Origin of the sequence: Mesorhizobium sp. ISC15 (assembly GCF_037162615.1) — a bacterium.
Taxonomy (GTDB): Bacteria; Pseudomonadota; Alphaproteobacteria; order Rhizobiales; family Rhizobiaceae; genus Mesorhizobium; species Mesorhizobium mediterraneum.
The window spans coordinates 4,988,371-5,012,587 of record NZ_JAVSPX010000001.1 but is presented as its reverse complement, the minus strand read 5'-3'; the positions used below and the strand labels follow the sequence as shown (position 1 = coordinate 5,012,587).

The window sequence follows — 24,217 nt, the reverse complement described above, 5'->3', positions numbered from 1 at the left end:
TCCGCGGTCAGCCAGCCAAAGCTGCCTTGTTCGCCTCGATGAAATTTTTCAGCGATTGCGGCTTTTTGCCTGAAAGCGTCTCGACCGCGTCGGTCACCATGGCGATCCGACCGGAGCGCGTGTTGGTGTCGAAGGAAGTGATGATGGGGGCGAAGCCTTCGGGAACGCCTGCCGCCTTCAGCCCTTCGGTGAGCGCTTCGTCCGAAAGCTGGACAACCTCGAGGGGCTTGCCGGTGACGTCGGTCACCAGGGCTGCGATCTCGGCGACCGTATAGGCCTGCGGGCCGGTCAGCGTGTACGTCGTGCTTTCGGTCGCGCCGGAAGCGAGGCCGGCGGCGATCGCCGCGGCCATGTCGTCGCGAGCGCCATGGGCGATGCGGCCGTCGGCCGCCGATGTGTACCACTGCCCTGAGGCAATAGCGTGTGGCAGCGACATGAACAGGTTCTCCTGATACCAGCCGTTGCGGAAGATCGTGTAGGGGATGCCGCTCGCCTTGATCGCCTGTTCGGTGCCGTAGTGATCGCCCGCAAACAGCACCGGCGATCCCGGCTCCGGGTTGGGCATCGAGGTGTAGAGCAGGTGCGAAACGCCAGCCTGCTTGGCTGCAGTGACCGCGTTCTGATGCTGCTTCAGCCGCTTGCCGTGAAGCAGGTCGATTTCGCCGGTCGAGATGATCAGAGCCCTGTCGGCGCCCTTGAATGCGCTGGCCAGCGACGCCGTGTCGTCGAAGTCGGCGGCTCTGATGACGACGCCACGCGCCGCCAGCTCGGCGAGATTTTCCGGGTTGCGTGTGGTGGCGATGATGCGCGCAGGCGCCACCTTGAGCGTGTCCAGCAGATGATGGATGACGGCGCGGCCAAGCTGGCCGGAAGCGCCGGTGACGAGAAGGGTTTCGGTCATGGGAGGTCCTGTCGTTGCGCCGGAGCGGCGGGTGCTTATATGAGTCTCAAAAAGAGACCAGCACTAAAATAGGAATTGACCGACCCCCGTAAAGAAGGCAGTTTTGCGGGAGGTAGGCAGGCGTAGGGAACCAGCGATGGACAGCAAGATCGTCAGTCTGAGATCGAAGCTCGAGATCTATAAAGCGGGCAGCGGCGGGGGCAACATTGCGGACTGTCCGGTCCGCGACGTGATCCAGGGCATCAGCAACAAATGGAGTTCGCTGCTGATGATGGCGCTGGCGGAGAAGCCGTACCGGTTCGGCGAATTGCGGCGGCTGGTGCCTGACATTTCACAGCGCATGCTCACCCAGACGCTGCACGATTTGCAGCGCGACGGCTACGTCCATCGTGAGGTATTCCCGACCAAGCCGCCGAGCGTCGAATACAGTCTGACCGATCTCGGACGCTCGATGTTCGGGCCGCTGCACCAGCTGCTCCAGTGGGCCGAGCTCAATCATGGCGCTGTGCGCGCCGCGCGGAACGCCTTCGACGCTACCGAGGCCTAACCCAGGCGCGGCGGTGGCACGTCCGGGTCTTTCAGGCGCTGTCGCTGATGCTGACGCCGTTCTACCAGTCGGATTCGACCGTGATGCCGTTCGTCCGCGACAGGCTGGTGGCGTCAGTGGCAAAAATCCCGCCGGCGCCAAACATCCTTGCCTCGATGGTGGCTGGAACCGTGGTCGATCCGTTCAGGCGGATCGGGATCAAAAAAGCGCAGTGGCCGCTTCGGTGCGGCGGATGATGGTCGAAAGATGTGAACCCCTCGCTTGCAGGAATGCATGAAGGCGCTGTGGATAATCCGGGGTGACGGCGTTCTTCACCGACTTGCGTTCGTGCAATCCCTTCCGCCAGGCCTCGACAAGCGGCTTTCCGTTCAGGATGCCGAAATCGCCGATCCGATCGAAGGCGTCGAAATAGCGGAAGATTGGTCCATAGACAGCATCGACCAGTGAAAAGCGCTCGCCGGCGAACCATGGTCCAGCTCGGCCAGTCGCCAGTTCCGCTTCGAGACGACCAAACATTGCCGACAGACCTTCGCTTTCGGCCAGGAAGGTGGCCGCGGTCGGTGCGGAATAGAGTCGACCGATGGCGTTGAGGATGGCCGAGCCGAACTCGATCCAGGCGCGATGGCGGGCGCGGGCCAGCGGATCGGCAGGATGAAGCGGGGACCGTTGCGTTTCCTCGAGGAATTCGAGGATGACCGCCGACTCGAAAATCACCGTTTCTTCGCCATTCTGCTGCACGCGCAGCAGCGGCACTTTGCCGAGCGGCGATATCGCCTTGAACCAGGCCGGCTTGTTGGCAAGATCGATGGTGAGGCGTTCGAACGGCACGTCCTTTTCGGCGAGCGAGATCGCCGCGCGCTGCACATAGGGACAAAGGTGGTGGCTGACGAGAACGAGCTTGTCGGCCACCAGGCTGCCCGTCTCCGGGATGTCGGCGATCTTGCAGATTTCATGTTTCATGGTAGCACCTCCGCTATCAATGCAGTTGCATCTATATAGATGCATTTGCATCCACTGGCAAGCTTGATGCAGTTGCATCTATCGCCTATGCTGCAATCATGACGGAGAAAACCAATCCTTCGCCCGCGGCCATCAAGGCCTGGGCGCGCCTGATGCGCGTTTCGCGCCAGCTGGTGGAAAGAGCCGAAGACGCGCTGAAGGACAGCAGCTTACCGCCGCTTGCCTGGTACGACGTGCTGCATGAGCTAGCCGAAGCGGGTGAGGGTGGGTTGCGGCCATTCCAGCTGATCGAGCGCACACTGTTTGCGCAATACAACATCTCCCGGCTGCTGGCGCGGCTCGAAGCGGACGGGCTGGTCGAGAAGCTCAGGGTTGCCGATGACGGGCGAGGACAGACTATCCGCATTACGGGCAAGGGGCGCGAGACGCGCCGCCGCATGTGGGCCGTCTACGGACGATCGATCGTGGAGCTGGTCGGTGCCAGGCTTTCCAACGATGACCTGGAAACCTTGTCGGCTCTGCTTGGGCGGCTGCGCCATCCAGCCGCCCTGGAGTGATGTGGCCGTTGGCGCGACCTCAGATACTGCCCCAGAGGAATGCCAGTGCCGCCAGCACGCCAAGCATGACGCGAACCAGATGCAGATTGCCCCATTTGATGATCAATTCCCTGGCCCGCGGATTGGTGGCAGCCGCGTCCATCGCCTCCAGCAATCGGTTTGTCGGCATCATTGCGATCAGCGTCCATGGCCAGGGTAGGATGATCAGCACCGCCCCGACCAGATAGGCGAGACTGCCGGTCTGCCACCAGGCAACGACACCAAGAACACAGGCGACCACGGCGATCGACGCCTGCATTGCGGCGCCGCGCTTGTAGGAAGGCTGCCATTCCTGCAGCAACGCCCGGTCATCGAGGCGAAGCCGCGCCGGCTGCTCGGCGACGCTGACATAGATGGCGGCGCCGGCGAAAGCGGCGGTAACGGTCAAGGCGAGCAGGCCGATGAGCATCTTCCCTCCGTGATACGCCGTTCTCCGTAAGGGCTGTCCTTTTTGGAAGGCGTCAAAATGGAGATAGGGGCTTGCACCGGCTCGGACAATACGCCATAGAAGTGCCGAACCGTAACGTACGGTACTAGCCTCTGAGTGAATGCCGCCGTCTTCGAGCAGGAAAAGAGTTTGTTGCAGGCAAGCGCCGACATCGACACCAGCGAAGCGCTGACGGAGCGGCAGAAAGCTGTGCTCGACGCTGCCCTTCGCCTGCTGGTCGAGGAGGGCGATCAGTTGACCATGACCGCCGTGGCGCGGCGGGCGAGCTGTTCCAAGGAAACGCTCTACAAATGGTTCGGCGATCGCGACGGGCTTTTGACGGCAACGGTGCAATGGCAGGCGTCCAAGGTGCGTGTGGTGCTGGTCGACCGCAAGGGGCTTGACCTTGCCTCGCTGACGGCGAGCCTCGAACGCTTCGCTTCGGACTGGCTCAAGGTGATTTCGAGCGACACCTCGATCGCGCTCAACCGCGTCGCGGTCAGTCACGCCGGATCCGGCAAGGACGATCTCGGCGCCATCGTGCTGGAGAACGGCCGCTTCGCGCTGGCCAGGCGCCTGAAGCCGGTGCTGGAAGCAGGCCAGCAGGCCGGGCTTCTCGAGTTCTCGGATGCCGAAGCGGCATTCCGCACCTTTTTCGGGCTGGTCGCCCGTGACGTGCAGATTCGCCTTCTGCTCGGCGACCGGCTGGAAATGACTGATGCGGCGATCGGCGGCGATGCCGTCCGGGCGACGCAGCAGTTTCTCGCTCTCTACGGAGCAAAAACCGGGCCGCAAGGCCTCTAGAGCCGGATGATTTCAGGTCAAGTCGACCTGAAATCGGAATCTGGCTCTAAATCAAAGAGATAGAGCATGATGTCGTCCGAAAACCGCTTCACACTTTTCGGCATCATGCTCTGAATTCAAAAACGGGAAGGAAGAAAAATGCGTGTCTATTACGATCGCGACGCCGATCTCAACCTGATCAAGGGCAAAAAGGTCGCCATCATCGGGTATGGCAGCCAGGGCAGGGCGCATGCGCTCAATCTCAAGGATTCCGGCGCCAAGGACATCGCCATCGGCCTCAAGGCCGGCTCGGCGACCGCCAAGAAGGTCGAGGCCGACGGGCTCAAGGTGATGAGCGTGGCGGACGCCGCCAAGTGGGCCGACCTGATGATGATGGCGACGCCGGACGAATTGCAGGCCGACATCTACAAAAACGAGATCGCGCCGAACATCCGCGACGGCGCGGCGATCGCTTTCGCCCACGGCCTCAACGTGCACTTCGGCCTGATCGAGCCGAAGGCCTCGGTCGACGTCGTCATGATCGCGCCTAAGGGACCCGGCCACACCGTGCGCGGCGAATACCAGAAGGGCGGCGGCGTGCCGTGCCTGGTCGCCGTCAACCAGGACGCTTCGGGCAACGCGCTCGATTTGGCTTTGTCCTATGCCTGCGGCGTCGGTGGCGGCCGTTCGGGCATCATCGAGACCAATTTCCGCGAGGAATGCGAGACCGACCTGTTCGGCGAGCAGGTTGTGCTGTGCGGCGGTCTGGTCGAACTGATCCGTGCCGGTTTCGAGACGCTGGTGGAAGCCGGCTACGCGCCTGAGATGGCCTATTTCGAATGTCTGCACGAGGTCAAGCTGATCGTCGACCTGATCTATGAAGGCGGCATCGCCAACATGAACTACTCGATCTCGAACACCGCCGAATGGGGCGAATATGTTTCGGGTCCGCGCATCATCACCGCCGACACCAAGGCCGAGATGAAGCGCGTGCTGAAGGATATCCAGACCGGCAAGTTCACCTCGGAATGGATGCAGGAATACCGCGCCGGCATGTCGCGCTTCAAGGGCATCCGCCGCAACAATGACAGCCACCAGATCGAGGAAGTCGGCGCCAAGCTGCGTGCGATGATGCCGTGGATTTCGAAGAACAAGCTGGTCGACAAGGCCAAGAATTAATTCGCAATTTCATCTTTGCGTAGGAAGAGCCGGCGGAGCGATCCGCCGGCTCTTCCACGAATATGACAGGCGCGTTGTTCTCACCGTGGTATGCGTGTGCTGGCACGGCACGCCTTGCCGAGGGGGCAATTTTGGAACTCAAATTTTTGTTGATCGGGTCTGCCTGCGCGGTCGCCGGCATGTTCGCCCTTGTCACGTTGTTGAAGTGGAAAGAGGTGCGAGCGGTCCGCCGCTGGCTTCCGGCAGCTGGAAAGATCGTCTCGTCACGAGTGGAGGCTCGCGAGGTGACCAGTTCGGGATCCGGCTCGGAACGCAGAGGTTCAACCGAGACTCGAAACTTTCCGGCGATCACCTTCGAGTACAAGGTCGGCGGGAAAACATTCCGCAGTTCGCGCTACAGCGTGCAGGAGAATCTCGGAAATTTTGCCGTTGCCGAAACCCTTGTGCGGTTTCCCAAAGGAGCTGACGTAACCGTTTTCTATAACCCGTTCGATCCGGCCAAGGCCGTGATCGAGCGCACCATGCCCGACGGCGCCCTCAAGTTCATGGTCCAACTTTCGGCGGGGCTGGTGATTGGCGCCCTTGTATTGGTCTTCTCCGTCGGCGGCCTTCTTGAGGCAATCGGGCCGCATTTGCCCAGGCCGCAGAATCTTGGCGCGGGGGTCCTGCTGCTTGTCATGGGGTTGTTTATCCTGCGCATGGGCTTTGCCCAGAAGTCGCTCGCGGAACGGGCGGCCAGATGGCCTGTCACCACCGGACGCATCGACGCTTCGGGCCTGCAGAATTTCCAGATCCGCGACAGGTTCGAGGGCGGTGGGTATCGGCCTTGGCGAACGGTCTTCAAATCCCGCGTCGTCTACAGCTATAGCGTCGTCGGCCAGCGCTATGCCGCCGATCGCGTCGCTTTCGGCTCGAACGTGACGGCCTCGCTGCCAAGCCTCGTCAGCGGTCAATCTGAGCGCTACCTCCAGGGTGACAAGGTCGAGGTCCACTACGATCCCGCCAATCCCGCTGCGGCCGTTCTCGAATGCAGGGTGCGAGGGCTTTGGGTCCTGTGGATCTCCGCCTCTGCCTTCCTTGCCGGGGCCGCACTGCTCGTCGGGGTAGTCTAGGAGGTTCTCTCCTCTAAATTCGTCGGTTGCTTAGAGGGCAGGGATTAGCCGTAGTGCCAGTGAGGCTTTGGCGCAGTGCCGGTGAACATGACGCCGATGCGGTCCTCGCGGCGCCAGCGGACCGCTGCCTTGTAGGCGATGCCGTCGGTCGGTACATAAAGCAGGAACTCGTCGGGCACGCGAGCGTCGATCGAGACCTTCAGTTCGGCGCCGCCTTCATGCATGTTGCGCACCGTGCATGTGACCTCGGAATTGGTCATGCCGGTCAGGATTGTCGCGCCCTTGAAGACGCGCTGCCTACGTTGGTCCCTGTGTTCGTCTTCAGCCATCGCGCGCCCAATCCCCGACGATCGTCGCATTTCATCTGGTGCGATCGGCAAGATAATTAGGCCTGCCTGATAAACATAGCGTTATCATCGGCGGCGAAAACGATGTCGCGGTGTCCCGGCCGGACAACAGGAGAAGACGTGGCAGATGAAAAACGGCGCCGCGAACGGGGCGCGGCGCCGTCTGGAATGCTTCAGTCGATCAGCTGTAAGGCGACCAGCACTGCCGACGGGGACCGCCATAGGGCTGGAATGTGTTGTCCCAGGCGCGATACGAGCGGTAACGATTATAGCACCACCGGACGTGAGCGCTCGACCCTGCACGATAATAGCGGCGCGGTGGCGGCGCATCGTAGTAGTTGTAGTTGTTGTACATGCTGCCAAGGCCGAGCCCCAGGCCCAAGCCAAGAATCGCGGCGCCCGCGCCATCATCGTAGTAGCGGCCGCGGTAATGGCGGCGATGATGACGCCAACGCCAGTCATCCCCGCCATTCCAGTGTCTACGGTGCCAGTTACCGCGGTCCCAATTGCCCGACCTTGAGAAACGGCGGCCGTCATGGCGACGCCATTGCCAGTTGTTGAGGCGCCGGTCATTGCCGCCCGCCCAGCTGTCGCGGACAGGCGTGATTGTCGGTGCAACGGTGCTGGCGGGCACCGAAATATCCGGCTGCATGATCGGGCCGGCGGCGGACGGCACGGTGATGCCGGAGATGAGACCCAAGGCTATCAGCCCGGATTTGACCGTGGAAGAAAAGAGCGAGTTCATTGCACTCTCCAAGAGATTTCAGGCCCCACGCCCAGAATACCCAGGGAAGAACATCATTCATGCAACCTCTCGCCTGAACGGAGGATGAACGGAAAGGTTCCGTCAACCATAGCGGGCAGGTCAGGCTCTTGTTTTCGGGCGCGCTTGCGGGCAAAGGTCACCGCCATGTCGCTGCGCCTCGCCACCTTCAATGTCGAAAACCTGATGAACAGGTTCGATTTTTCCGGATACCGCAACCAGCTCAACGAAGATCGCACGCTGGCGCTCTTCGACATCCAGAGCGAGGCAGAATACAAGATGCTGGAGCAGGCGCGGGCGATCGCGCAATCCGACGATACGCGGCAATTGACGGCGCTGGCTATTGCGGCCACTCGCGCCGACATCATCTGCATGCAGGAGGTCGACAATATCGAGGCGCTGAAGGCTTTCGAATACGGCTATCTGTTCAAGATGGTCGGGCATGGCTACCGGCAGAAATACACCACCGCCGGCAACGATTCGCGCGGCATCGACGTCGCCGTGATGATGCGCAACGAGACGGCGCAAGGCCAGCCGATAGAATTCGTGCGCATGACAAGCCACGCCTATGTCACGTTCGAGCAGTTCGGCCTGCACACGCCGGAACTGGCGACACTTGGGCACCAGGCCAACCAGCGCATCTTCCGGCGCGACTGCCTGGAAATCGACCTGACTATCGGTGGCGTGCCGCTGACGCTCTATCTGGTGCATTTCAAGTCTATGGGCTCGCCCCGCAACGGTCTCGACGGGCGCGAGGCGACGATGCCGCTGCGCATCGCCGAGGCGCAAGCCGTGCGCCGGATCATCGAGGAGCGTTTCGGTGGGGATCACGCTGCCGACAAGCATTGGGCGATCTGCGGCGACATGAACGATTATCGGCAGCGCGTGAAGGTCTCCGGCGACGCCTTTGACGGCTACCGCTTCGAGGTGGTCAACGAGAGCCAGTCCTGCCTCAACGTGCTCACCGCCGGCGGCTTTTGCGAGAATGCGGTCGAGCGGCGGCCGGAGATGGATCGCTGGACCTTCTATCACACGCGCGGGCCGGAAGAGCGGCATCTGTGCCAGCTCGACTACATCCTGTTGTCGAAGGCCCTGGCCGGCAAGAATGCGACGGCCGTTCCCGACATCATCCGCAACGGCCAGCCCTGGCGCACGATTTTTCCGGCGGGCCAGGAGGTGGACCGCTTTCCGCGTGCCGGCTGGGACCGACCGAAGGCGTCCGACCATTGCCCGGTGGCGATCACCCTGGACATGGCCTGAGGTGTGTTGATATTCAGGTGATGCCGGCCTGCAAACGGCGGCTTCCTGCGCTTCCGGTGCTCACGTACCCAAAAGTACGCTCCGCTCCGGTTCTCGGAAACCACCATTTTCGGCTCGGCCTGACCTGAATCTCAACACACCTCAGAGTAAGATGACCTTCGACCTGCCGCGCAACGTCATCCTGCCGGTCGACGCCGTCGATGTCAGGCTCGACCCCGGCCCGCATCCGTTCGAACGCGACAATGCGCAAGCGATCGCCGAGAACTGGGGCCGTGAGATCGCGGCCAATCCGGCGTTGTTCGACGGCACCGTGGTGCTGCTTTCGGCGCTCAGCTATCGCGACAACAGCCTTGTCGGCCGCTGCCATGCGGTGCGCTACTCGACCTTCATGCTTTGGCGCGGCAATCGGCAGGTGGCTGGGGCCGAGCACGCCTATGCCCATGCAATGCTGGTCGCCGGCGACAATGCGCTGGTGGCGATCCGCATGGCGTCGCACACGGTCAATGCCGGCCGCGTCTACTTCGCCGCCGGCTCATTCGAACCAACCGATTTCCGCGACGGCCTTGTCGATGTCGACTTCAACATGATCCGCGAGGTTCGGGAAGAAACCGGCCTCGATCTTGCCGGCGTAACACGCGGCAAGCGTTATTACGCCCTATCGACGGCAAGCGGCACGGTGATCTTTCGCCGCTATCGCGAGACGGCATCCGCTGACGAGATCGCGCGGCGCATCAGCGCCTTTGTCGCGGCCGAGGCCGAACCGGAAATCGAAGCGCCTGTCATCATCCGCAATGCCGATGACCTGCCGGACGGGCTGATGCCGCACATGAAGCCACTGATCGAGTGGCATTTTGCCGACAAGGGATATTTTGCCGACAGGGGCTAACGCATCGGCCCGAAAATCGGAATCGATTTTCGGAAAGCACGATGCGCAGGTTCAAAGTGTTAGAGCGTACTTTGTGCGTCCAAGTGGACGCACGTCGCTCTAACGACGCATTTTGTTTTCGATGGTTTTGCGGTCGTTGCGGGCGGCGACGAAAAACAGCATGAAGCCGACACCGAGCAGCGCACCCATCGCCGTTCCCATCGTCTGACCGACAACCTGCTGGAAATCGGCGGTGACATGATCGGGGTTGGCCATGCCATAGCTGGCCAAGTACCACCAGAGCCCCGCCAATGCGGCCTCGACGATCACCGTCACCAAAATCACCCGCTCTTTCTTGCTCATCCTATTATTCCCCCCACGTCCCCAAGGCGATTGCTATCATCGCGGACTGTATGGCGACAGAGGGTAGGGCTAGGGCAGCGCAAAAATTTCGGGGGACGTCTGAAGGCGGCGCACGCTGCGCGGCGCTATTCATGCCTCAGCGCGTCGATCGGATCGAGCCGTGCGCCGCGCAGCGCTGGGAAGAAACCGAACACCATGCCGATCAGCGCCGAGAATCCGACAGCGAGCAGGATGACCGCCGGGCTTGGCGCAAACGGGATGGCCAGCGTCAGCGAGGCGAGGCCGGCCAGCGCCAAGCCGATCAGGATGCCGATAATGCCGCCGAGCAGCGACAGCACGGTCGCCTCGACCAAGAACTGGATGAGGATGTGCTTTTCATGCGCACCGATGGCCAGCCTTATGCCGATCTCGCGGGTGCGTTCGGTGACCGACACCAGCATGATGTTCATGATGCCGATGCCGCCGACGAGCAGGCTGACGCCGGCGACCGCGCCCAGCATGCCGGTCATCGTCGTGGTGGCGCTCGCCATGGCATCGGCGATCTGGGTCATGTCGCGGATGGAGAAATCGTCCTCACGGTCGGGCGTGATGCGGCGTGTGTCGCGCAAGATGTCCTCGACGCGCGGCAGCAGATCGGTGGTCGGCGTCCTGTCGTCGGCGGCGACGTAGATCGACTCGATGTCGCGGTTGCCGGCGATGCGTCGCTGATAGGCGGCGAGCGGCATCAGCACGACGTTGTCCTGGTCCTGGCCGAAGCCGGTATAGCCCTTCGGCTCGAGCAGGCCGATGATCTTGCAGGATGTGCGATTGACGCGAATGATCTCGCCTTCGGGGTCGCCGGCGCCAAAGAACTGCTGGCGCACCGTTTCGCCGATCAGGCAGACGCCGGTGCCCGAGCGGGTCTCCGAATCGCTGAACGGGCGGCCCGAAACCAGCTTCCAGTCGCGCGCATCGAGATAGGCGCTATCGGTGCCGGTGACACCCGATGTCAGGCTTTCGGTGCCGAAGATGACGCGGACCTGCTTTTGCGAGGCCGGCGAAATGGCGCGGGCGCCGCTCAGATGGGTGACGAGCGCTGCAAGATCCTTTTCGGCAAGCGGACGGACCACCTGATCGAGCCCTCCCGGCCCGCCGGGCCCGGCCGGGCGGCCGGAACGGACGACGAGCAGATTGCTGCCGAGCTTGGAGATATCGGCTTTTACCTTCTCGGTGGTGCCCGAGCCGATAGTGAGCATGGCGATGACGGCGGCGACGCCGATGACGATGCCGAGCAGCGTCAGGAACGAGCGCAGCACGTTGCGGCGCACGGACAGCAGCGAGAGGCGGACGGTTTCCCAGATCATGAGCCTGATCCATCCCGATAGAACCGGGATGGGGCTCTATCTTTTTGTTTAGCCATGATCTCTTCCGAAAACCGGATTCCACTTTTCAGGATCATGGCTACGCTACCTCGAGATTGATCGTGTCGGAGGCGACGTGGCCGTCGAGGAAGCGAATCGTGCGCTCGGCATAACCGGCGACATCGGCCTCATGCGTGACCAAGGCGATGGTGAGGCCAAGCTCAGTGTTCAGCCTGGTCAAGAGTTCCATGATCTCGTGGGTGCGGGCGGTATCGAGATTGCCGGTCGGCTCGTCGGCGACAAGCAGGGTCGGCCTGGTGACGATGGCGCGTGCGATCGCCACGCGCTGCTGCTGGCCACCGGAGAGTTCGGCCGGCGTATGATGCTCGCGGCCGACAAGGCCGACCTCGGTCAGCGCTTTCATGGCGAGGTCGTGACGCTCGCGGGCGGCGACGCCGCGATAGATCAGCGGCAGCTCGACATTCTCCACCGCCGTAGTGCGCGGCAGGAGATTGTAGCCCTGGAAGACGAAGCCGACATAGAGATTGCGCAGCATGGCGCGGCGGTTGCGGTCGAGACGGCCAGCGTCGATGCCCATGAAGCTGTAGGTTCCGGCGGTCGGCGTGTCGAGGCAGCCGATGATGTTCATCGCCGTCGACTTGCCCGAGCCGGACGGACCCATGATGGCGACGAATTCGCTGCTGCGGATGGCAAGATCGACGCCAGCCAGCGCATGGACCGTGGCCTCACCCTGGCCATAGCTTTTCCAGACCTTGTCGAAGGTGATGAGGGTCGCGCCCGCCGCCATGGTCTCAGCTCCGCTGCTGAGCGGCGGTGATGACTTGCGCACCTTCTTCGAGGCCGGAGGTGATCTCGGTCAATTCGCCATCGGTGGAGCCGATCTTGACGTTGACGGGCCGAGGCCGGCCATTCTCGAGCACGTAGAGCGTGCGCGAGCCATCGGTAGGCTGCGCTGTCGCCTGGCGCTGGCGGTTGCCGCCCGGACGGCCCATACGGCCCGTGAACAGGTCGCTCAGGCTCCACGCGCGGGCGGCTGTTTGCGCCGGCCGGTAACGGAAAGCCGTCGACGGTACGGTGAGCACGCCTTTTGCCTGCTTGGTGACGACCGAAACGGTGGCAGTCATGCCGGGCCGCAACAGAAGCTCGTTGTTGTCGACCTCGAACCGCGCGTCGTAGGTGACGACGCCGTCGGTGGTGACCGAAGCATAGGATATGTCGCGGATCTCGGCATCGAACGGCCGTTCCGGAAAGGCGTCGACGGTGAAGCGGGCATGCTGGCCGGGCTTGACCGCGCCGATGTCGGCCTCATCGACCGCTGCCTTCAGTTCCATGTTCCTGAGATCGGCGGCGATGACGAACAGCACCGGCGCCTGCAGCGAGGAGGCAACCGTCTGGCCGGGATCGACCGAGCGCGTCAGAACGATGCCGTCGATGGGCGCATAGATGGTGCTTTTGGCGAAGTCCGTCTGCTGCGCCTTGAGATCGGCATTGGCGATGGCAAGATTGGCTTTGGCGCTGTCGAGCGCTGCCCTGGAGCGATCGCGCGTGGCGGTTGCCGCTTCAAGCGATTGGTCCGTCGCCATGCCGCGCTTGGTCAGTGCCGCCGCGCGCACAAGCGCTCTTTCGTTTTCGGTGAGGGTTACGGTGGCGTCCTCGACATTGGCGGCCGCCGCCTTGGCGGAAGCCTCGGCGCGCTCGATCTGCACCTCCAGCTTGGCCGTGTCGAGCGCCGCCAGCACGTCGCCCTTCTTCACCTGCTGGTTCTCGTTGACCGCGACCGAGCGGACGACGCCGGACAGTTCGCTCGAAATGTCGACCTGGGTGAGGGGCTGCAGCGTGCCGGTGGCCGACACCTCGACCGTGAGGTCGGCGACAGCGGCCGGCGCCGTGGTATAGTCGATCTTGGCGGGAGACGCGGCATACCATTGGGAGCCGGCGATGCCAGCCGCGACGACGAATAGCGCAAGCAGGCCATAGAGCCAGAAGCGACGCCGTTTCTTCTTCAGACCCTGGTGGTCAAGCCCGAGCGCCGTCTCGATGGTGGAAGCGGATTCCACTTTTGGCAGATTGACAATCTGGTCCACGCCGGACCCCTATAATATCAGTGATGTCCCAATCAGTGCACAGATCAGGCCTAATGGTTCAAATATCAAATTAAATTTCGCCCATGTTGGGATTGAGGCAGAAGGCTTTCTACAATGCTGACCCGGAATTACTTACTTTACGACGTGTTCACGACCGAGCGGCTGGCCGGCAATCCGCTGGCCGTCGTGCTGGACAGCAAGGGGCTGGGCACGACCGCGATGCAGGCCATCGCACGCGAGTTCAACCTGTCGGAAACGGTCTTCGTGCTGCCGCCTGATAATCCCAAGCACCGCGCCCGCATCCGCATCTTCACGCCCGATTACGAAATGCCGTTCGCCGGCCATCCGACCGTCGGCTCCGCGATCGCGCTTGCCGAAATGGCTGGCGATGGCGACACCGCCGGTATCTTTGTCCTGGAAGAGAACATCGGCCCGGTGCGCTGCGCCGTCAGTAAGCATGATGGCGCCATCTTTGCCGAGTTCGACCTGGCCAAACTGCCGGAGCAGCTGGAATTGTCCGCCGACCCGGAGGCGATCGGGGCGGCACTTGGCCTGGGGCCGCACGAAATCGGCTTCGAGAATCACCGCGTCTCGTTCTGGTCGGCCGGCGTGCCCTATGTGACCATTCCGGTCGCCGATCTGGAGGCGGCGGCCCGGATAAGGCTGGACAACCAGGCGTGGTCGGAATTGGCACCCCGCAAGAGCGAATGGGCCTTCGCCAGCCCGTATGTCTACTGCCGCGAGACGGTGAACCACGACAGCGCCTTCCATGTCCGCATGATCGTGCCGGGCAATCCTTCCTATGAAGATCCGGCAACCGGTTCGGCAGCGGCGGCCTTTGCCGGCGCGATCATGCACTACGACGGCCCGAGAGAGGGTGTTTCCCAGCGATGGATCGAGCAAGGGCTGGAGATGGGCCGGCCTTCGCACATCCGCCTCGAACTGACTGTCGAAGGCGACAAACTCGCCGCCGCCCGCATCGGCGGCCATGCCGTCAAGGTGGCGGAAGGCCGGTTGTTTGTCTGATCGCGATCGGCTCGAGGCGATTTGTCGGGAAATGAATCCAGCAGGGCTGGACATGGCGGATGGCGGCGGCTATATGCCCGCCGACGCTGGTTTTACCGGCGAGTGGGTGCGTAGCTCAGTTGGTAGAGCAGCTGACTCTTAATCAGCGGGTCACAGGTTCGATCCCTGTCGCACCCACCAAAGATTTCAAAGACTTAGGTGGCAAGACCCTGAAGCAGGGTGAGAACGTGAGGCGGTAAAATGCCGTCTCACGCCCCGTGTCGAGCCGATGCGTGTGTCGCCTCTCACGAGTTTGCGAACATTTACTGCTCCGAAACACCAGCCTCGGCAAAACTTGCCATGCGGGCATGGCATTCGAGTGCCGAGCGGACGATGTTGACGGCGAGACATGCGCCGGAGCCTTCGCCGAGCCGCATGCCGAGATCGAGCAGCGGCGGCAGGCCGAGCGCTTCGAGCAGGCGGCGATGGCCGGATTCGGCCGAGACATGCGCGGCGAGCGTGTGGGCGAGGCCGGCGGGGTGCAATTTTGCCAGCGGTGCGGCGGCGGCAGTGCAGACGAAGCCGTCGAGCAACACCGGCACGCCTAAATGGCGCGCGGCCAGCGTGGCGCCGAAAATGGCGGCGAGCTCGCGTCCGCCAAGCACTGCCGCGATCTTCAGGGGGTCGGCAAGGGCCTCGACGTGGCGCTTGAGGCCGGCCTCGATGGCGGTGATCTTGCGCACGAGGCCGGCATCGTCGACGCCGGTGCCGCGCCCGGTCCATTTTTCTGCGCCGCCGCCGAAAAGGCCGGCCGAAATGGCTGCGGCCGGCGTGGTGTTGCCAATGCCCATCTCGCCGAAGCAGACGAGGTCGAGGTCTTTCGTCACCGCGCCGTAGCCGGCCGCAACGGCGGCGAGGAAGGCCTCGTCGTTCATCGCCGGCACTTGCGTGAAATCGCCGGTTGGATGATCGAGATCGAGCGGAATGACATTGAGTTCCGCACCGGCGATGCGGGCGAGTTGGTTGATGGCGGCACCGCCGCCGGCGAAATTCGCCACCATCTGCACGGTGACCTCCGACGGGAAGGCCGACACGCCCTGTGCGGTGACGCCGTGGTTGCCGGCGAATACGAAGACTTTGACGCGGTCGAGCTGCGGCATGTCGCGGCCCTGCCAGCGGGCCAGCCAGGCGGCGATGCTCTCCAATCGGCCAAGACTGCCTTGCGGCTTGGTCAGCGTGTCCTGGCGGCGGGCAACGGCACTGGCCGCGGCGTCGCTGCCCGCAGGCAGATCGAGGCAGGTCGCGCGCAGTTCATCGAGCGATTTGAAAGGCATGGGGGCAAAGTCTCCGAAACAGAGTCAGGAAAGGCAAACGGAAGCGACGAGCAGGACTGCGATTTCGCCAGACTGCTGCAGGGCGCCGACCGTATCGCCGGTCTGGCCGCCGATCTGGTTGCGGCACAGCTCGCGGAAGGCGGCAAACAACAGGCCGAGCAGGATGAGCGCGGCGACCGCGCCACCGAACCCTAGCGCCAGCAGCGCCACGGCGCCGAGCACGGCACCGGCAATGGCGGTTTCGGCCGACACCATGCCTGCGTCGGCCGAGAGCCCGTCGCTGCGAGCTGCCGGCAATAGATGCATGAAAGCGCCGAACAAGCCGCGCGAAGCGGCATGCGCGGCGATGAGGGCCAAGAACACGTAGACGGGGCCAGCGAAACCCGAAAGCACGCTCCAGCGGATTAGCAGCGAGATGCCGAGCGCGCAGGCGCCATAGGCGCCAATACGGCTGTCGCGCATGATCTCCAGTTTTTTCTCGCGCGTCTTGCCGCCGCCAAAACCGTCGGCGACATCCGAAAGCCCGTCTTCGTGTATGCAGCCGGTGGCGAGCAAGGTTGCGGCAAGGGCAAGTGCCGCTGCCGGGCCGGCGGCAAGGCCGAGCCAGGTCCCGACCGCGTAGACCAACGCGCCAATCAGAGCGACGGCGAGGCCCGCGACGGGCGCTGCCCAGATCGCAGCCGCAAGGCTGCGGTCCCGAAAATCGACGACCGGCAGCGGCAGCCGCGTGAAGAAGACGAGGCAGAGCGCGATGTCGTCGAGGGCTTGCCGGGGTGAGGGGACGACCGTCATTCGCCTCTCGCAATGGCATGGAAGAACGTGCCGCTGACATGGCCGCGCCGATAGCCGGAGGCGCCGAGCGGATTGCCCTGGCCATCAGCGAGGTCGGCCAGCGGTTCGTCATTGCCGGTCGCGGTCATCTGCGCATAGTGGAATTCATGGCCGCGGATCAGCGTGCCTTGGGCTCCCAGCGGGCAATCGGCCCGCAGCCGCGCCTCGCGGTAGCCGAGATTCATCTTCCGTTTGGCAAAGCTGGTCGAGTGACCGAGCAGGCCGAGCATCCTGTGCGTCTCGCCCGATGCATCCTCCAGCGCCTCGCCGAGCACCATGAAGCCGCCGCACTCGCCGTGCACCGGCCGTGTTGCGGAAAACGCTTCCATGCCGGCCCTGAAATTCGCAGCCGCCGCGAGGCGGCCGGCATGCAGCTCGGGATAGCCGCCGGGCAGCCAGCAGACATCGCAACTGTCGCTGGGCGCTTGGTCGGCGAACGGCGAGAAGGGAATGATTTCCGCCCCGGCCTTGCGCCAATGCGTGGCGACATGTGGATAGAGGAAAGTGAAGGCGGCGTCCTGCGCCAATGCGATGCGCTGGCCGGGCGGCGGCACCGCATCGCCGAAACTGCCCGATGCAGGCGCGAATGGCGCCGCCAGCGCCATGATAGCGTCGAGGTCGAGCGAGCGTTCGACCATGTCGGCCAGGCGGTCGAGATGCGCCATCAAATTCTCATATTCGCCGGCCTGGACGAGGCCAAGATGGCGCTCCGGCAGGTTTAGCGCCGGGTCGCGCAATATGGCGCCGACGACTGGCAGGCCGAGCGCCTCGATGGCATCGCTGCAAAGCCGCCGGTGACGCTCACTGCCCAGCCGGTTGAGCACGACGCCGGCCATGCGCACGTCGGGGTCATAGGTAGCAAAACCCTTGGCAACGGCCGCCGCCGTGGTCGACTGCCCGGAAACGTCGAGCACCAGCAGCACTGGCAGGCCATAGAGCCGGGCAAGATCTGCGGCCGAGCCGGTGCGGCCCGGAGCAGCGGGAATGCCGTCGAACAGGCCCATCGCGCTTTCCAGGAAGACGAAATCGGCATCTTTAGTCGCGTCACCGGCCAGCGCGTTGAGCAACGCAGGCGGCATCGCCCAGCTGTCGAGATTGACGCCGGAAAGGCCTGTCGCGGCGGTGTGGAAGCCTGGATCGATATAGTCCGGCCCGGATTTGGCGCCGCGCACTTTAAGGCCGCGCCGGGCGAGCGCGCGCAGGATACCGATGGTGACGCTGGTCTTGCCCGAACCAGAGCGCGGCGCGCCGATGATGATCGCGCGGGTCATGGCTCGCCCGCCAATGCCGCGCGCATCGCAACGATGCCGCCGACGACGATCAGCGCCGGTGAGGTCAACCCGGCTGCAGCCGCTTCCTCGGCGATGGTGGCGAGCGTGGCGACAACGATGCGCTCCTGCGGCGTTGTTGCGGCAACAATCACCGCCGCCGGCGTCGACGGCGCCAGCCCACCCTCGAGCAGCGCGCCGGCGATCAGCGGCAGATTGGCCATACCCATATAGACGACGACCGGCTGGCCGGTGCGGGCGATTGCCGCCCAGTCGAGGTCGTCATCGGTGCCGGCGGCGTGGCCGGTCGCCAGGATCACCGCCTTGTTGATGCCGCGCATGGTGGCGGGGATGCCGGCACCGGCAAGCGCGCTGAGGCCCGAGGTGAGGCCGGACAGGACGCGGAACGGGATGTTTTCGCGGGCAAGCGCCAGCGCCTCTTCGCCGCCACGTCCGAAAATATAGGGATCACCGCCCTTCAGACGGACGACGCGCCGGCCCTCGCGCGCCAGCCGCACCAGCAAAGCGGTGATGTCGTCCTGCTTCATCGACGGTTGGCCGCCGCGCTTGCCGGCGTAGAAAAGCTCCGCGGCCTCGGCGACAGCGACGACATCGGGCGAGACTAGCGCGTCGTAGACGAGGGCATCGCACTGCCCAAGTGCCGCCAGCACTTCCAGCGTCAGGCAGCCGGGATCGCCGGGGCCGGCGCCGGCGAGCCAGACATGGCCCGGCTCCAGCTGGCGCGGTTTGAAGTTCAGCCGGGCCAAAGCCTGTTCGACTGAAGCGTTTCCACTTCTGTTTCTGGTGCCGTCGTTCACAATCCGTCCCGTCCGCGAAAACGCCGCTGATAGTGGGCGTCGTAAAGTGAACTCTCGCCAAAGCCTTCGGCTGCCAGCGAGCGGCCGACGAAGATGATCGCCGTGCGTTCCATCGGATCGGCGGCCAACTGCGCCTCGATCGTCGCCAGCGTGCCGGTCAGCACGCGCTCGTCCGGCCAGGAGGCGCGGAAGACGACCGCCACCGGGCAATCGGCGCCATAGAATGGCGTCAGTTCGGCGACGACGCGGTCGATGGCGTGGATGGCAAGATGAATGGCCAGCGTCGCACCAGTGCGGCCGAAACCGGCCAGGGTTTCGCCGGGCGGCATTTTTGACGCACGGCCGGAGATACGGGTCAGCACCAGGCTCTGCGCGACCTCGGGAATGGTCAGTTCGCGGCGCAGCGCTGCCGCGGCGGCGGCGAAGGAAGGCACGCCCGGCGTCAGCGTGTAGGCGATGCCGTGCTTCTCCAGCCGGCGGATCTGCTCGGCGACGGCGCTCCACACCGAGAGATCACCGGAATGCAGGCGGGCGACATCATGGCCGGCCTCGTGGGCATCGAGATATGCGGTCTCGATCTCGTCGAGCGACATCGGCGCGGTGTCTATCAACTTCGTGCCAGGCGCGCAGTGCTGCAGCAGTTCCGGGGCGACGATCGAGCCGGCATAGAGGCAGACCGGGCAGCTTGCCAGCAGCCTGCTGCCGCGCAAAGTGATGAGATCGGCGGCACCCGGTCCAGCGCCGATGAAATGGACGGTCATGCCGCATCTCCGCTTATGGCGATGGCGCAGGTGACCGGGCCAAGCACAATGCGCGGCCCAAGCAGTTTCGCGTCTTTTCCGGCGGCGGCAAGCGCGGAGGCTTCGGAAACCGACGGCGTGCCGGCGTGCGCCTGTGAGAGGCTTGAGCGGCTGATTGCGCGCGACGACGCGGCCTTGAGCGCATCGTCCTCGACAATGATCACGGGCAGGGCGAGCTCGCGCCCGGCAGAGAAGATTGCCCGCTCGTTCTGCTTCAGAGAAGCAGTTGCGAGCGCCGAAAGCGCCGTCATCGCCAGCCCGTGCGCTTCCAGCGCGGTTTCAATGACGGCAAGCACATCCCTTGCGCTGACGCCCTTGCGGCTGCCGATGCCCGCGACCATCATGGCTTGACCCAGCTCCATTGGATGACCGGCATGGCCGGCCGCCAGGCCTGCATCGAGCCTACCGGCGAAGCACGGGATATAGAAATGCGGGTGAGATCGCCGCCGAGCGCGGCGTGACGGGCGAGAAGCAGCGCCTCCATCTCCAGCGTCACCGCATTGGCGACCAGCCGGCCGCCAATGCGTAGAGCCTTGATGGCCGCGCCCAGCATGCCGGTATCGCTGCCGCCGCCGCCGATGAAGATCGCATCGGGCGTGCCTAGTTTGGCAAGTGCCTTCGGTGCCGAGCCTTCGACCACGACAAGGTCGGGCACGCCACAGTGTAATGCATTGCGGCCGATGCGGGCGGCGCGGACCGGATCGGCCTCGATAGCAATGGCGCGCAGCGAGGGATGGGCCAGCATCCATTCGATGCCAATTGAGCCCGAGCCGGCGCCGATGTCCCACAACAACTCGCCGCGCCTGGGGGCGAGGGCGGACAGGGTGATGGCGCGGATCTCGCGCTTGGTGATCTGGCCGTCATGCTCGAATAAATGGTCTGCAAGGCCTGAAGCCAGCGGCAGGATGCGTGCCTCTAAAGTTGAGTCAACTTCGATTGCCAGCACGTTGAGCGGATTGATCTTTTCGAGGTCGAAGGCGTCGGCTCGAACCGAGCGCAGCCTTTCGTTCGGGCCGCCCAGCGCCTCCAGGATTGTCAGCCGTGAGGCGCCGAAGTCGAGTTCGGTCAGCAGGCGAGCAATCGCTGCCGGCGCATCGCCGTCCGAGGTCAGCGCAAGGATGCGGGTGCCCGGATGCAGCAGCGGCCGGACCAGGTCGAGCGAGCGGCCATGCAGCGAAATGGTCTCGATATCCTGCAGCGCCCAGCCGAGACGGGCGGCCGCCAGCGACATGGCCGAAGGCGCAGGGATCACACGCGTCTCTTCGGGAGGAACCTTGCGAGCAAGGGTGACGCCGACACCATGGAAGAACGGATCGCCGGAGGCCAATACGCAGACCTTTTTGCCCACAAGTGCCAGCACGTCGCGCATCTCGGCATCGAAAGGGGTCGACCAGGCGTGTGCTTCACCTTTGGCGAGTGACCCGACAAGGGCAAGGTGACGCGCGCCGCCGAACACGAATTCAGCCTCGGCTATCAACCGCTTGGCCTCGTCGCCGAGACCCGCTACACCGTCCTCGCCGATGCCGACGATTGTGAGCCATTTGGGTGTTGGCTGTTTATTATTTGACATGCCGCGCCGCCCCTCATCCGCCTGCCGGCACCTTCTCCCCGTATAGTGACGGGGAGAAGGGAACTGGCCGCAACGCTGGCGTCCCCCTCTCCCCGTCCTTCACGGGGAGAGGGTAAGGGTGAGGGGCTGCTCGGCGTGGTCGATTGTGGTGCCAATGAAGCGCATTCTGATCCTCGGCGGAACCACCGAAGCCCGGCAACTGGCGGGAAAGCTGGCCGCGCGCCTGGATGTGTCGCTCACGCTGTCGCTGGCCGGCCGCACTGAAAGCCCGGTGGCGCAAGGCGTTCCGACGAGGGTGGGTGGTTTCGGCGGCGCCGATGGGCTGGCGGCGTATCTCCGCGAGACCGATGTCGGCCTGCTGATCGACGCCACGCATCCCTATGCGGCGCAGATCTCCGCCAATGCGGCGGAAGCGGCGCATGAGGCCGGTGTGCCGATCATTGCGCTCTGGCGCCCAGGCTGGGAGCCAGCCGAAGGCGACCGCTGGACGCTGGTCGATAGAGTAACCGACGCGGTGAAGGTGCTGGGCGCTGTACCGCGCCGTGCCTTCCTGGCGCTCGGGCGGCAGGAGGTCGCCGCCTTCGAGGCAGCGCCCCAGCATCACTATCTTATCCGCAGCGTCGATCCGGTCGAGCCGAGGCTTGCGGTACCCGATGCGACCTATCTCCTGGCGCGCGGCCCGTTTCGCGAGGCGGATGAGCGCGCGCTGCTCGAAAGCCATCGCATCGACGTCGTCGTGTCCAAGAACAGCGGCGGCGAGGCGACCTATGGCAAGATCGCGGCGGCGCGGACGCTCGGCATCGAGGTGATCATGATCCGCCGGCCGGCGCTGCCGGATGTTACGTCGGCTGAAACCGTCGAAGCGCTTGCAGCGATGGTCGATCATTTTCTGGAGCCCGATGCGGAGCGCGGCGTGTAGACCAGCGCTGGCCGGTCGCCGCGTTTGATGATCCTGGTTTCCGGCGAGCCGATGATGATGCAGGTCGCCATATCGGCCTTTTCCGCGTCGGCGTCCGCCAGCAAAAACACCTCGATGCGCTCGTCGGGACGGCCGGCGGCGCGGCCGAAGACGACCGGCGTGGTGCCGGGCAGAATCGCTGTGAGGCATTCGAAGGCGCGGCCAAGCTGCCAGGGACGCGCCTTGCTGATCGGATTGTAGAGCGCGATGACGAAGCCGGCGCCGGCCGCCGCCAGCAGGCGCAGCTCAATCAGCTCCCATGGCTTCAGATTGTCAGACAGTGAGATGGCGCAGAAATCGTGGCCGAGCGGCGCGCCGATGCGGGCCGCGACGGCGAGCATTGCGGTGATGCCGGGCAGCATCGCCACGTCGACGGCGCGCCATTCGGCCGGGCCGGCCTCGATCGCCTCGCAGACGGCCGCTGCCATCGCAAAGACGCCAGGGTCGCCGCCCGAGACGACGGCGACATCGTGGCCTTGCGCAGCCTTTTTCAGCGCGTCGTTGGCGCGGGACAGCTCCTCACGATTATCAGAGGCGACGCGGGTCTGGTCGGGGCGTAGGTCGAGGCGGTCGAGATAGGGCTTGTAGCCATAGAAGAATTTCGACTCGGCGACGGCGCGGCTCGCTTCCGGCGTCACCTGGTCGGCATTGCCGGGCCCGAGGCCGATGACGGTCAGGCGGCCGCTCATGCCCCGGCCTCCACCAATGCTTCGGGGCGGCCGGACCAGCCGGCCACCAGCACGATCGCGAAGTAGGGCGCGTTGTCGTCCTGCTTGTCGGCCAGCCGCATCGAGGTGCCGCCCGGCATGGTGCCGCGCTCGACATAGACGGCACGCGCCAGCTTGCCGGTCGCCTCAAGCGCGCGTCTGATCTTGGGCAGGTTGCGGCCAACTTTCATGATGACGGCAGCATCGGTATCGGCGAGGCGGCGCGTCAACTCGAATTCGCTCATTGTGCCCGGCAGCACTGTCAGCACATCATCGCCTTGGACGATCGGCAGGCCTGTCGCCGACCAGCAACCGGACATCGCGGTGACACCGGGAATAACCTCTGTCGGGAAGCGGTGCGCCAGCCTGACATGCAGATGCATGTAGGAGCCGTAGAAAAGCGGGTCGCCTTCCGAAAGCACCGCGACCATTCTGCCGGCGCTGAGATGCTCGGCGACCTTTTCGGCCGACTCCTCGTAGAAATCGGTTATCTGCGACCGGTAATCGCTATGATCCTTGTCGATTTCGGTGGTCACGGGATAGAGCAGCGGCAATTCAATCAAATCAGGACGAAAATATGCGCCGACGATGGCGCGCGCATTGCTGTTGTTGCCGCGCTTGGCGAAGTGCGCAACCACGTCGGCCTCGGCCAGCGCGCGCATGGCCTTGAGCGTCAACAGTTCGGGGTCGCCGGGACCGGTGCCGACGCCGACAAGCCTGCCTTTCGCCATCGCGTTCACAGACCCGGCCTCGCCAGTGCGTTGAGTGCTGCGGCGGTTATGGCGCTGCCGCCCAGCCTGCCGCGCACGGTGGCGTAGGGAACGCCATAGGAATTCTCGGCCAGCGCGTCCTTCGATTCGGCAGCACCGACGAAACCGACCGGCATGCCGATGATAACAGCCGGCTTTGGCGCGCCGTCGCGCAGCCTTTCCAGCAGGTAGAAAAGTGCTGTCGGCGCATTGCCGATGGCGACGACCGAACCTGCCATGCGTTCGCCCCACAAGTCGATGGCCGCGGCCGAGCGGGTGTTGCCGATCTTTTTCGCGATGTCTGAAGTTTGCGGGTCGCGCAGCGTGCAAATCACCTCGTTACCGGCCGGCAACCGGGCGCGCGTCACGCCATGCGAGACCATTTCCGCATCGCAGAAGATCGGCGCGCCGGCCGCCAGCGCCGTGCGCGCGGCGGCTACAAAATCCTCGGAAAAAACGAAGTGCCTGCTGGCCTCGACCTGTCCGCAGGCATGGATCATGCGAATGGCGACATCGGCTTCGGCATCGGAAAACCGCGACAGGTCGGCCTCGGCACGAATGATGGCGAAGGAGCGCTCATAGATCGCCGTGCCGTCATGGATGTAGTCGTAGGCGATGTGGGCGGGCAT

General features: G+C 64.1%; 28 protein-coding genes, 1 tRNA gene and 1 pseudogene. 11 read left to right on the top strand and 19 right to left on the bottom strand.

Translation table 11 applies throughout. The features are described 5' to 3' along the window. Nucleotides 1-7: 7 nt before the first annotated feature. Nucleotides 8-901: an SDR family oxidoreductase gene (locus RPG13_RS24085; protein ID WP_128243767.1), complete on the bottom strand. Its 894-nt coding sequence runs from the start codon at nucleotides 899-901 to the stop codon at nucleotides 8-10. 136 nt (nucleotides 902-1,037) lie between these two features. Between RPG13_RS24085 and RPG13_RS24080 the strand changes: the two genes are divergently transcribed. Together RPG13_RS24080 and RPG13_RS24075 are read left to right on the top strand one after the other, a co-directional pair. Beyond that, nucleotides 1,038-1,448 carry a winged helix-turn-helix transcriptional regulator gene (locus tag RPG13_RS24080; protein ID WP_095483407.1) on the top strand — a complete coding sequence of 137 codons (411 nt, stop codon included), beginning with the start codon at nucleotides 1,038-1,040 and terminating at the stop codon, nucleotides 1,446-1,448. Nucleotides 1,449-1,450: 2 nt separating this feature from the next. Next, nucleotides 1,451-1,684, top strand: a pseudogene (locus RPG13_RS24075) (FAD-dependent oxidoreductase); the annotation flags it as partial. Here RPG13_RS24075 and RPG13_RS24070 read toward each other — a convergent pair. Further along, nucleotides 1,647-2,408 (bottom strand): glutathione S-transferase family protein, encoded by a 762-nt coding sequence (locus RPG13_RS24070; RefSeq protein WP_128243768.1) that lies wholly within the window; start codon nucleotides 2,406-2,408, stop codon nucleotides 1,647-1,649. The pseudogene RPG13_RS24075 and the gene RPG13_RS24070 overlap by 38 nt on opposite strands. A gap of 98 nt (nucleotides 2,409-2,506) precedes the next feature. Here RPG13_RS24070 and RPG13_RS24065 point away from each other — a divergent pair, with 98 nt between their 5' ends. Beyond that, nucleotides 2,507-2,965 (top strand): MarR family winged helix-turn-helix transcriptional regulator, encoded by a 459-nt coding sequence (locus RPG13_RS24065; protein ID WP_292222924.1) that lies wholly within the window; start codon nucleotides 2,507-2,509, stop codon nucleotides 2,963-2,965. Nucleotides 2,966-2,984: 19 nt separating this feature from the next. On the opposite strand, the gene RPG13_RS24060 is transcribed toward RPG13_RS24065, so the two are convergent. Beyond that, nucleotides 2,985-3,413, bottom strand: coding sequence for a DUF1772 domain-containing protein (locus tag RPG13_RS24060; RefSeq protein WP_127292338.1), 429 nt, complete (start codon nucleotides 3,411-3,413; stop codon nucleotides 2,985-2,987). Between the two features lie 171 nt (nucleotides 3,414-3,584). On the opposite strand from RPG13_RS24060, the gene RPG13_RS24055 reads away from it, so the two are divergent. The 3 genes from RPG13_RS24055 to RPG13_RS24045 all read left to right on the top strand — a co-directional run bounded on the left by RPG13_RS24055 (nucleotide 3,585) and on the right by RPG13_RS24045 (nucleotide 6,505). After that, a complete protein-coding gene (locus RPG13_RS24055; protein ID WP_442921393.1) occupies nucleotides 3,585-4,235 on the top strand; it encodes a TetR/AcrR family transcriptional regulator in 651 nt (216 codons plus the stop codon). A 138-nt stretch (nucleotides 4,236-4,373) separates the two neighbouring features. After that, the gene (ilvC, locus tag RPG13_RS24050; RefSeq protein ID WP_008876557.1) at nucleotides 4,374-5,393 is read left to right on the top strand and encodes a ketol-acid reductoisomerase; all 1,020 of its coding nucleotides are present in this window, start codon (nucleotides 4,374-4,376) and stop codon (nucleotides 5,391-5,393) included. A 131-nt stretch (nucleotides 5,394-5,524) separates the two neighbouring features. Further along, a complete protein-coding gene (locus RPG13_RS24045) occupies nucleotides 5,525-6,505 on the top strand; it encodes a DUF3592 domain-containing protein (RefSeq protein WP_337126188.1) in 981 nt (326 codons plus the stop codon). Nucleotides 6,506-6,549: 44 nt separating this feature from the next. Here RPG13_RS24045 and RPG13_RS24040 read toward each other — a convergent pair whose 3' ends face one another. Beyond that, on the bottom strand, nucleotides 6,550-6,834 hold the full coding sequence (locus tag RPG13_RS24040) for a PilZ domain-containing protein (protein ID WP_337126186.1): 285 nt from the start codon (nucleotides 6,832-6,834) through the stop codon (nucleotides 6,550-6,552). Nucleotides 6,835-7,033: 199 nt separating this feature from the next. Further along, entirely contained in the window at nucleotides 7,034-7,597 is a 564-nt protein-coding gene (locus tag RPG13_RS24035; protein WP_337126184.1) for a BA14K family protein, read from the bottom strand. A 165-nt stretch (nucleotides 7,598-7,762) separates the two neighbouring features. On the opposite strand from RPG13_RS24035, the gene RPG13_RS24030 reads away from it, so the two are divergent. Then, entirely contained in the window at nucleotides 7,763-8,875 is a 1,113-nt protein-coding gene (locus RPG13_RS24030; protein WP_337126182.1) for an endonuclease/exonuclease/phosphatase family protein, read from the top strand. 151 nt (nucleotides 8,876-9,026) lie between these two features. Next, nucleotides 9,027-9,761: a hypothetical protein gene (locus tag RPG13_RS24025; protein ID WP_337126180.1), complete on the top strand. Its 735-nt coding sequence runs from the start codon at nucleotides 9,027-9,029 to the stop codon at nucleotides 9,759-9,761. Between the two features lie 99 nt (nucleotides 9,762-9,860). Here the strand turns inward: RPG13_RS24025 and RPG13_RS24020 are convergent, their stop codons facing one another. The 4 genes from RPG13_RS24020 to RPG13_RS24005 all read right to left on the bottom strand — a co-directional run bounded on the left by RPG13_RS24020 (nucleotide 9,861) and on the right by RPG13_RS24005 (nucleotide 13,548). After that, nucleotides 9,861-10,103 (bottom strand): hypothetical protein, encoded by a 243-nt coding sequence (locus tag RPG13_RS24020; protein ID WP_337126178.1) that lies wholly within the window; start codon nucleotides 10,101-10,103, stop codon nucleotides 9,861-9,863. Nucleotides 10,104-10,228: 125 nt separating this feature from the next. Continuing rightward, nucleotides 10,229-11,446 carry an ABC transporter permease gene (locus tag RPG13_RS24015; RefSeq protein WP_337126176.1) on the bottom strand — a complete coding sequence of 406 codons (1,218 nt, stop codon included), beginning with the start codon at nucleotides 11,444-11,446 and terminating at the stop codon, nucleotides 10,229-10,231. A 97-nt stretch (nucleotides 11,447-11,543) separates the two neighbouring features. Beyond that, nucleotides 11,544-12,251: an ABC transporter ATP-binding protein gene (locus RPG13_RS24010; protein ID WP_337126174.1), complete on the bottom strand. Its 708-nt coding sequence runs from the start codon at nucleotides 12,249-12,251 to the stop codon at nucleotides 11,544-11,546. Nucleotides 12,252-12,255: 4 nt separating this feature from the next. Next, on the bottom strand, nucleotides 12,256-13,548 hold the full coding sequence (locus tag RPG13_RS24005; protein WP_337126172.1) for an efflux RND transporter periplasmic adaptor subunit: 1,293 nt from the start codon (nucleotides 13,546-13,548) through the stop codon (nucleotides 12,256-12,258). A 114-nt stretch (nucleotides 13,549-13,662) separates the two neighbouring features. Here RPG13_RS24005 and RPG13_RS24000 point away from each other — a divergent pair, with 114 nt between their 5' ends. Together RPG13_RS24000 and RPG13_RS23995 are read left to right on the top strand one after the other, a co-directional pair. Next, nucleotides 13,663-14,574, top strand: coding sequence for a PhzF family phenazine biosynthesis protein (locus tag RPG13_RS24000; protein WP_337126171.1), 912 nt, complete (start codon nucleotides 13,663-13,665; stop codon nucleotides 14,572-14,574). A 104-nt stretch (nucleotides 14,575-14,678) separates the two neighbouring features. After that, nucleotides 14,679-14,754 (top strand) — tRNA-Lys (locus tag RPG13_RS23995). 122 nt (nucleotides 14,755-14,876) lie between these two features. Here the strand turns inward: RPG13_RS23995 and cobT are convergent. The 7 genes from cobT to cbiE are packed head-to-tail and all read right to left on the bottom strand — an operon-like array spanning nucleotide 14,877 to nucleotide 21,174. Further along, nucleotides 14,877-15,887: a nicotinate-nucleotide--dimethylbenzimidazole phosphoribosyltransferase gene (gene cobT / locus RPG13_RS23990; RefSeq protein ID WP_337126169.1), complete on the bottom strand. Its 1,011-nt coding sequence runs from the start codon at nucleotides 15,885-15,887 to the stop codon at nucleotides 14,877-14,879. A 24-nt stretch (nucleotides 15,888-15,911) separates the two neighbouring features. After that, nucleotides 15,912-16,679, bottom strand: a complete 768-nt coding sequence (locus RPG13_RS23985; RefSeq protein ID WP_337126168.1) for an adenosylcobinamide-GDP ribazoletransferase — start codon at nucleotides 16,677-16,679, stop codon at nucleotides 15,912-15,914. Next, nucleotides 16,676-17,989, bottom strand: a complete 1,314-nt coding sequence (locus tag RPG13_RS23980; RefSeq protein ID WP_337126167.1) for a cobyrinate a,c-diamide synthase — start codon at nucleotides 17,987-17,989, stop codon at nucleotides 16,676-16,678. The genes RPG13_RS23985 and RPG13_RS23980 overlap by 4 nt, the downstream gene beginning before the upstream one ends. Next, nucleotides 17,986-18,753 (bottom strand): uroporphyrinogen-III C-methyltransferase, encoded by a 768-nt coding sequence (cobA, locus tag RPG13_RS23975; RefSeq protein WP_442921352.1) that lies wholly within the window; start codon nucleotides 18,751-18,753, stop codon nucleotides 17,986-17,988. The genes RPG13_RS23980 and cobA overlap by 4 nt, the downstream gene beginning before the upstream one ends. A gap of 47 nt (nucleotides 18,754-18,800) precedes the next feature. Beyond that, nucleotides 18,801-19,565: a precorrin-4 C(11)-methyltransferase gene (gene cobM / locus RPG13_RS23970; protein WP_127292306.1), complete on the bottom strand. Its 765-nt coding sequence runs from the start codon at nucleotides 19,563-19,565 to the stop codon at nucleotides 18,801-18,803. After that, on the bottom strand, nucleotides 19,562-19,948 hold the full coding sequence (locus RPG13_RS23965) for a cobalamin biosynthesis protein (RefSeq protein ID WP_337126164.1): 387 nt from the start codon (nucleotides 19,946-19,948) through the stop codon (nucleotides 19,562-19,564). Before RPG13_RS23965 ends, cobM begins: the two co-directional genes overlap by 4 nt. Next, the gene (cbiE, locus tag RPG13_RS23960; RefSeq protein WP_337126163.1) at nucleotides 19,945-21,174 is read right to left on the bottom strand and encodes a precorrin-6y C5,15-methyltransferase (decarboxylating) subunit CbiE; all 1,230 of its coding nucleotides are present in this window, start codon (nucleotides 21,172-21,174) and stop codon (nucleotides 19,945-19,947) included. The genes RPG13_RS23965 and cbiE overlap by 4 nt, the downstream gene beginning before the upstream one ends. Nucleotides 21,175-21,328: 154 nt before the next feature. On the opposite strand from cbiE, the gene RPG13_RS23955 reads away from it, so the two are divergent. Further along, on the top strand, nucleotides 21,329-22,093 hold the full coding sequence (locus tag RPG13_RS23955) for a cobalt-precorrin-6A reductase (protein WP_292647664.1): 765 nt from the start codon (nucleotides 21,329-21,331) through the stop codon (nucleotides 22,091-22,093). Here the strand turns inward: RPG13_RS23955 and RPG13_RS23950 are convergent. The 3 genes from RPG13_RS23950 to RPG13_RS23940 are packed head-to-tail and all read right to left on the bottom strand — an operon-like array spanning nucleotide 22,057 to nucleotide 24,217. Beyond that, nucleotides 22,057-22,821 carry a precorrin-3B C(17)-methyltransferase gene (locus tag RPG13_RS23950; RefSeq protein WP_292647667.1) on the bottom strand — a complete coding sequence of 255 codons (765 nt, stop codon included), beginning with the start codon at nucleotides 22,819-22,821 and terminating at the stop codon, nucleotides 22,057-22,059. The two genes, RPG13_RS23955 and RPG13_RS23950, sit on opposite strands and share 37 nt — an antisense overlap. After that, a complete protein-coding gene (locus tag RPG13_RS23945) occupies nucleotides 22,818-23,579 on the bottom strand; it encodes a precorrin-2 C(20)-methyltransferase (RefSeq protein ID WP_292647670.1) in 762 nt (253 codons plus the stop codon). Before RPG13_RS23945 ends, RPG13_RS23950 begins: the two co-directional genes overlap by 4 nt. Further along, the gene (locus RPG13_RS23940) at nucleotides 23,576-24,217 is read right to left on the bottom strand and encodes a precorrin-8X methylmutase (RefSeq protein WP_337126159.1); all 642 of its coding nucleotides are present in this window, start codon (nucleotides 24,215-24,217) and stop codon (nucleotides 23,576-23,578) included. The genes RPG13_RS23945 and RPG13_RS23940 overlap by 4 nt, the downstream gene beginning before the upstream one ends.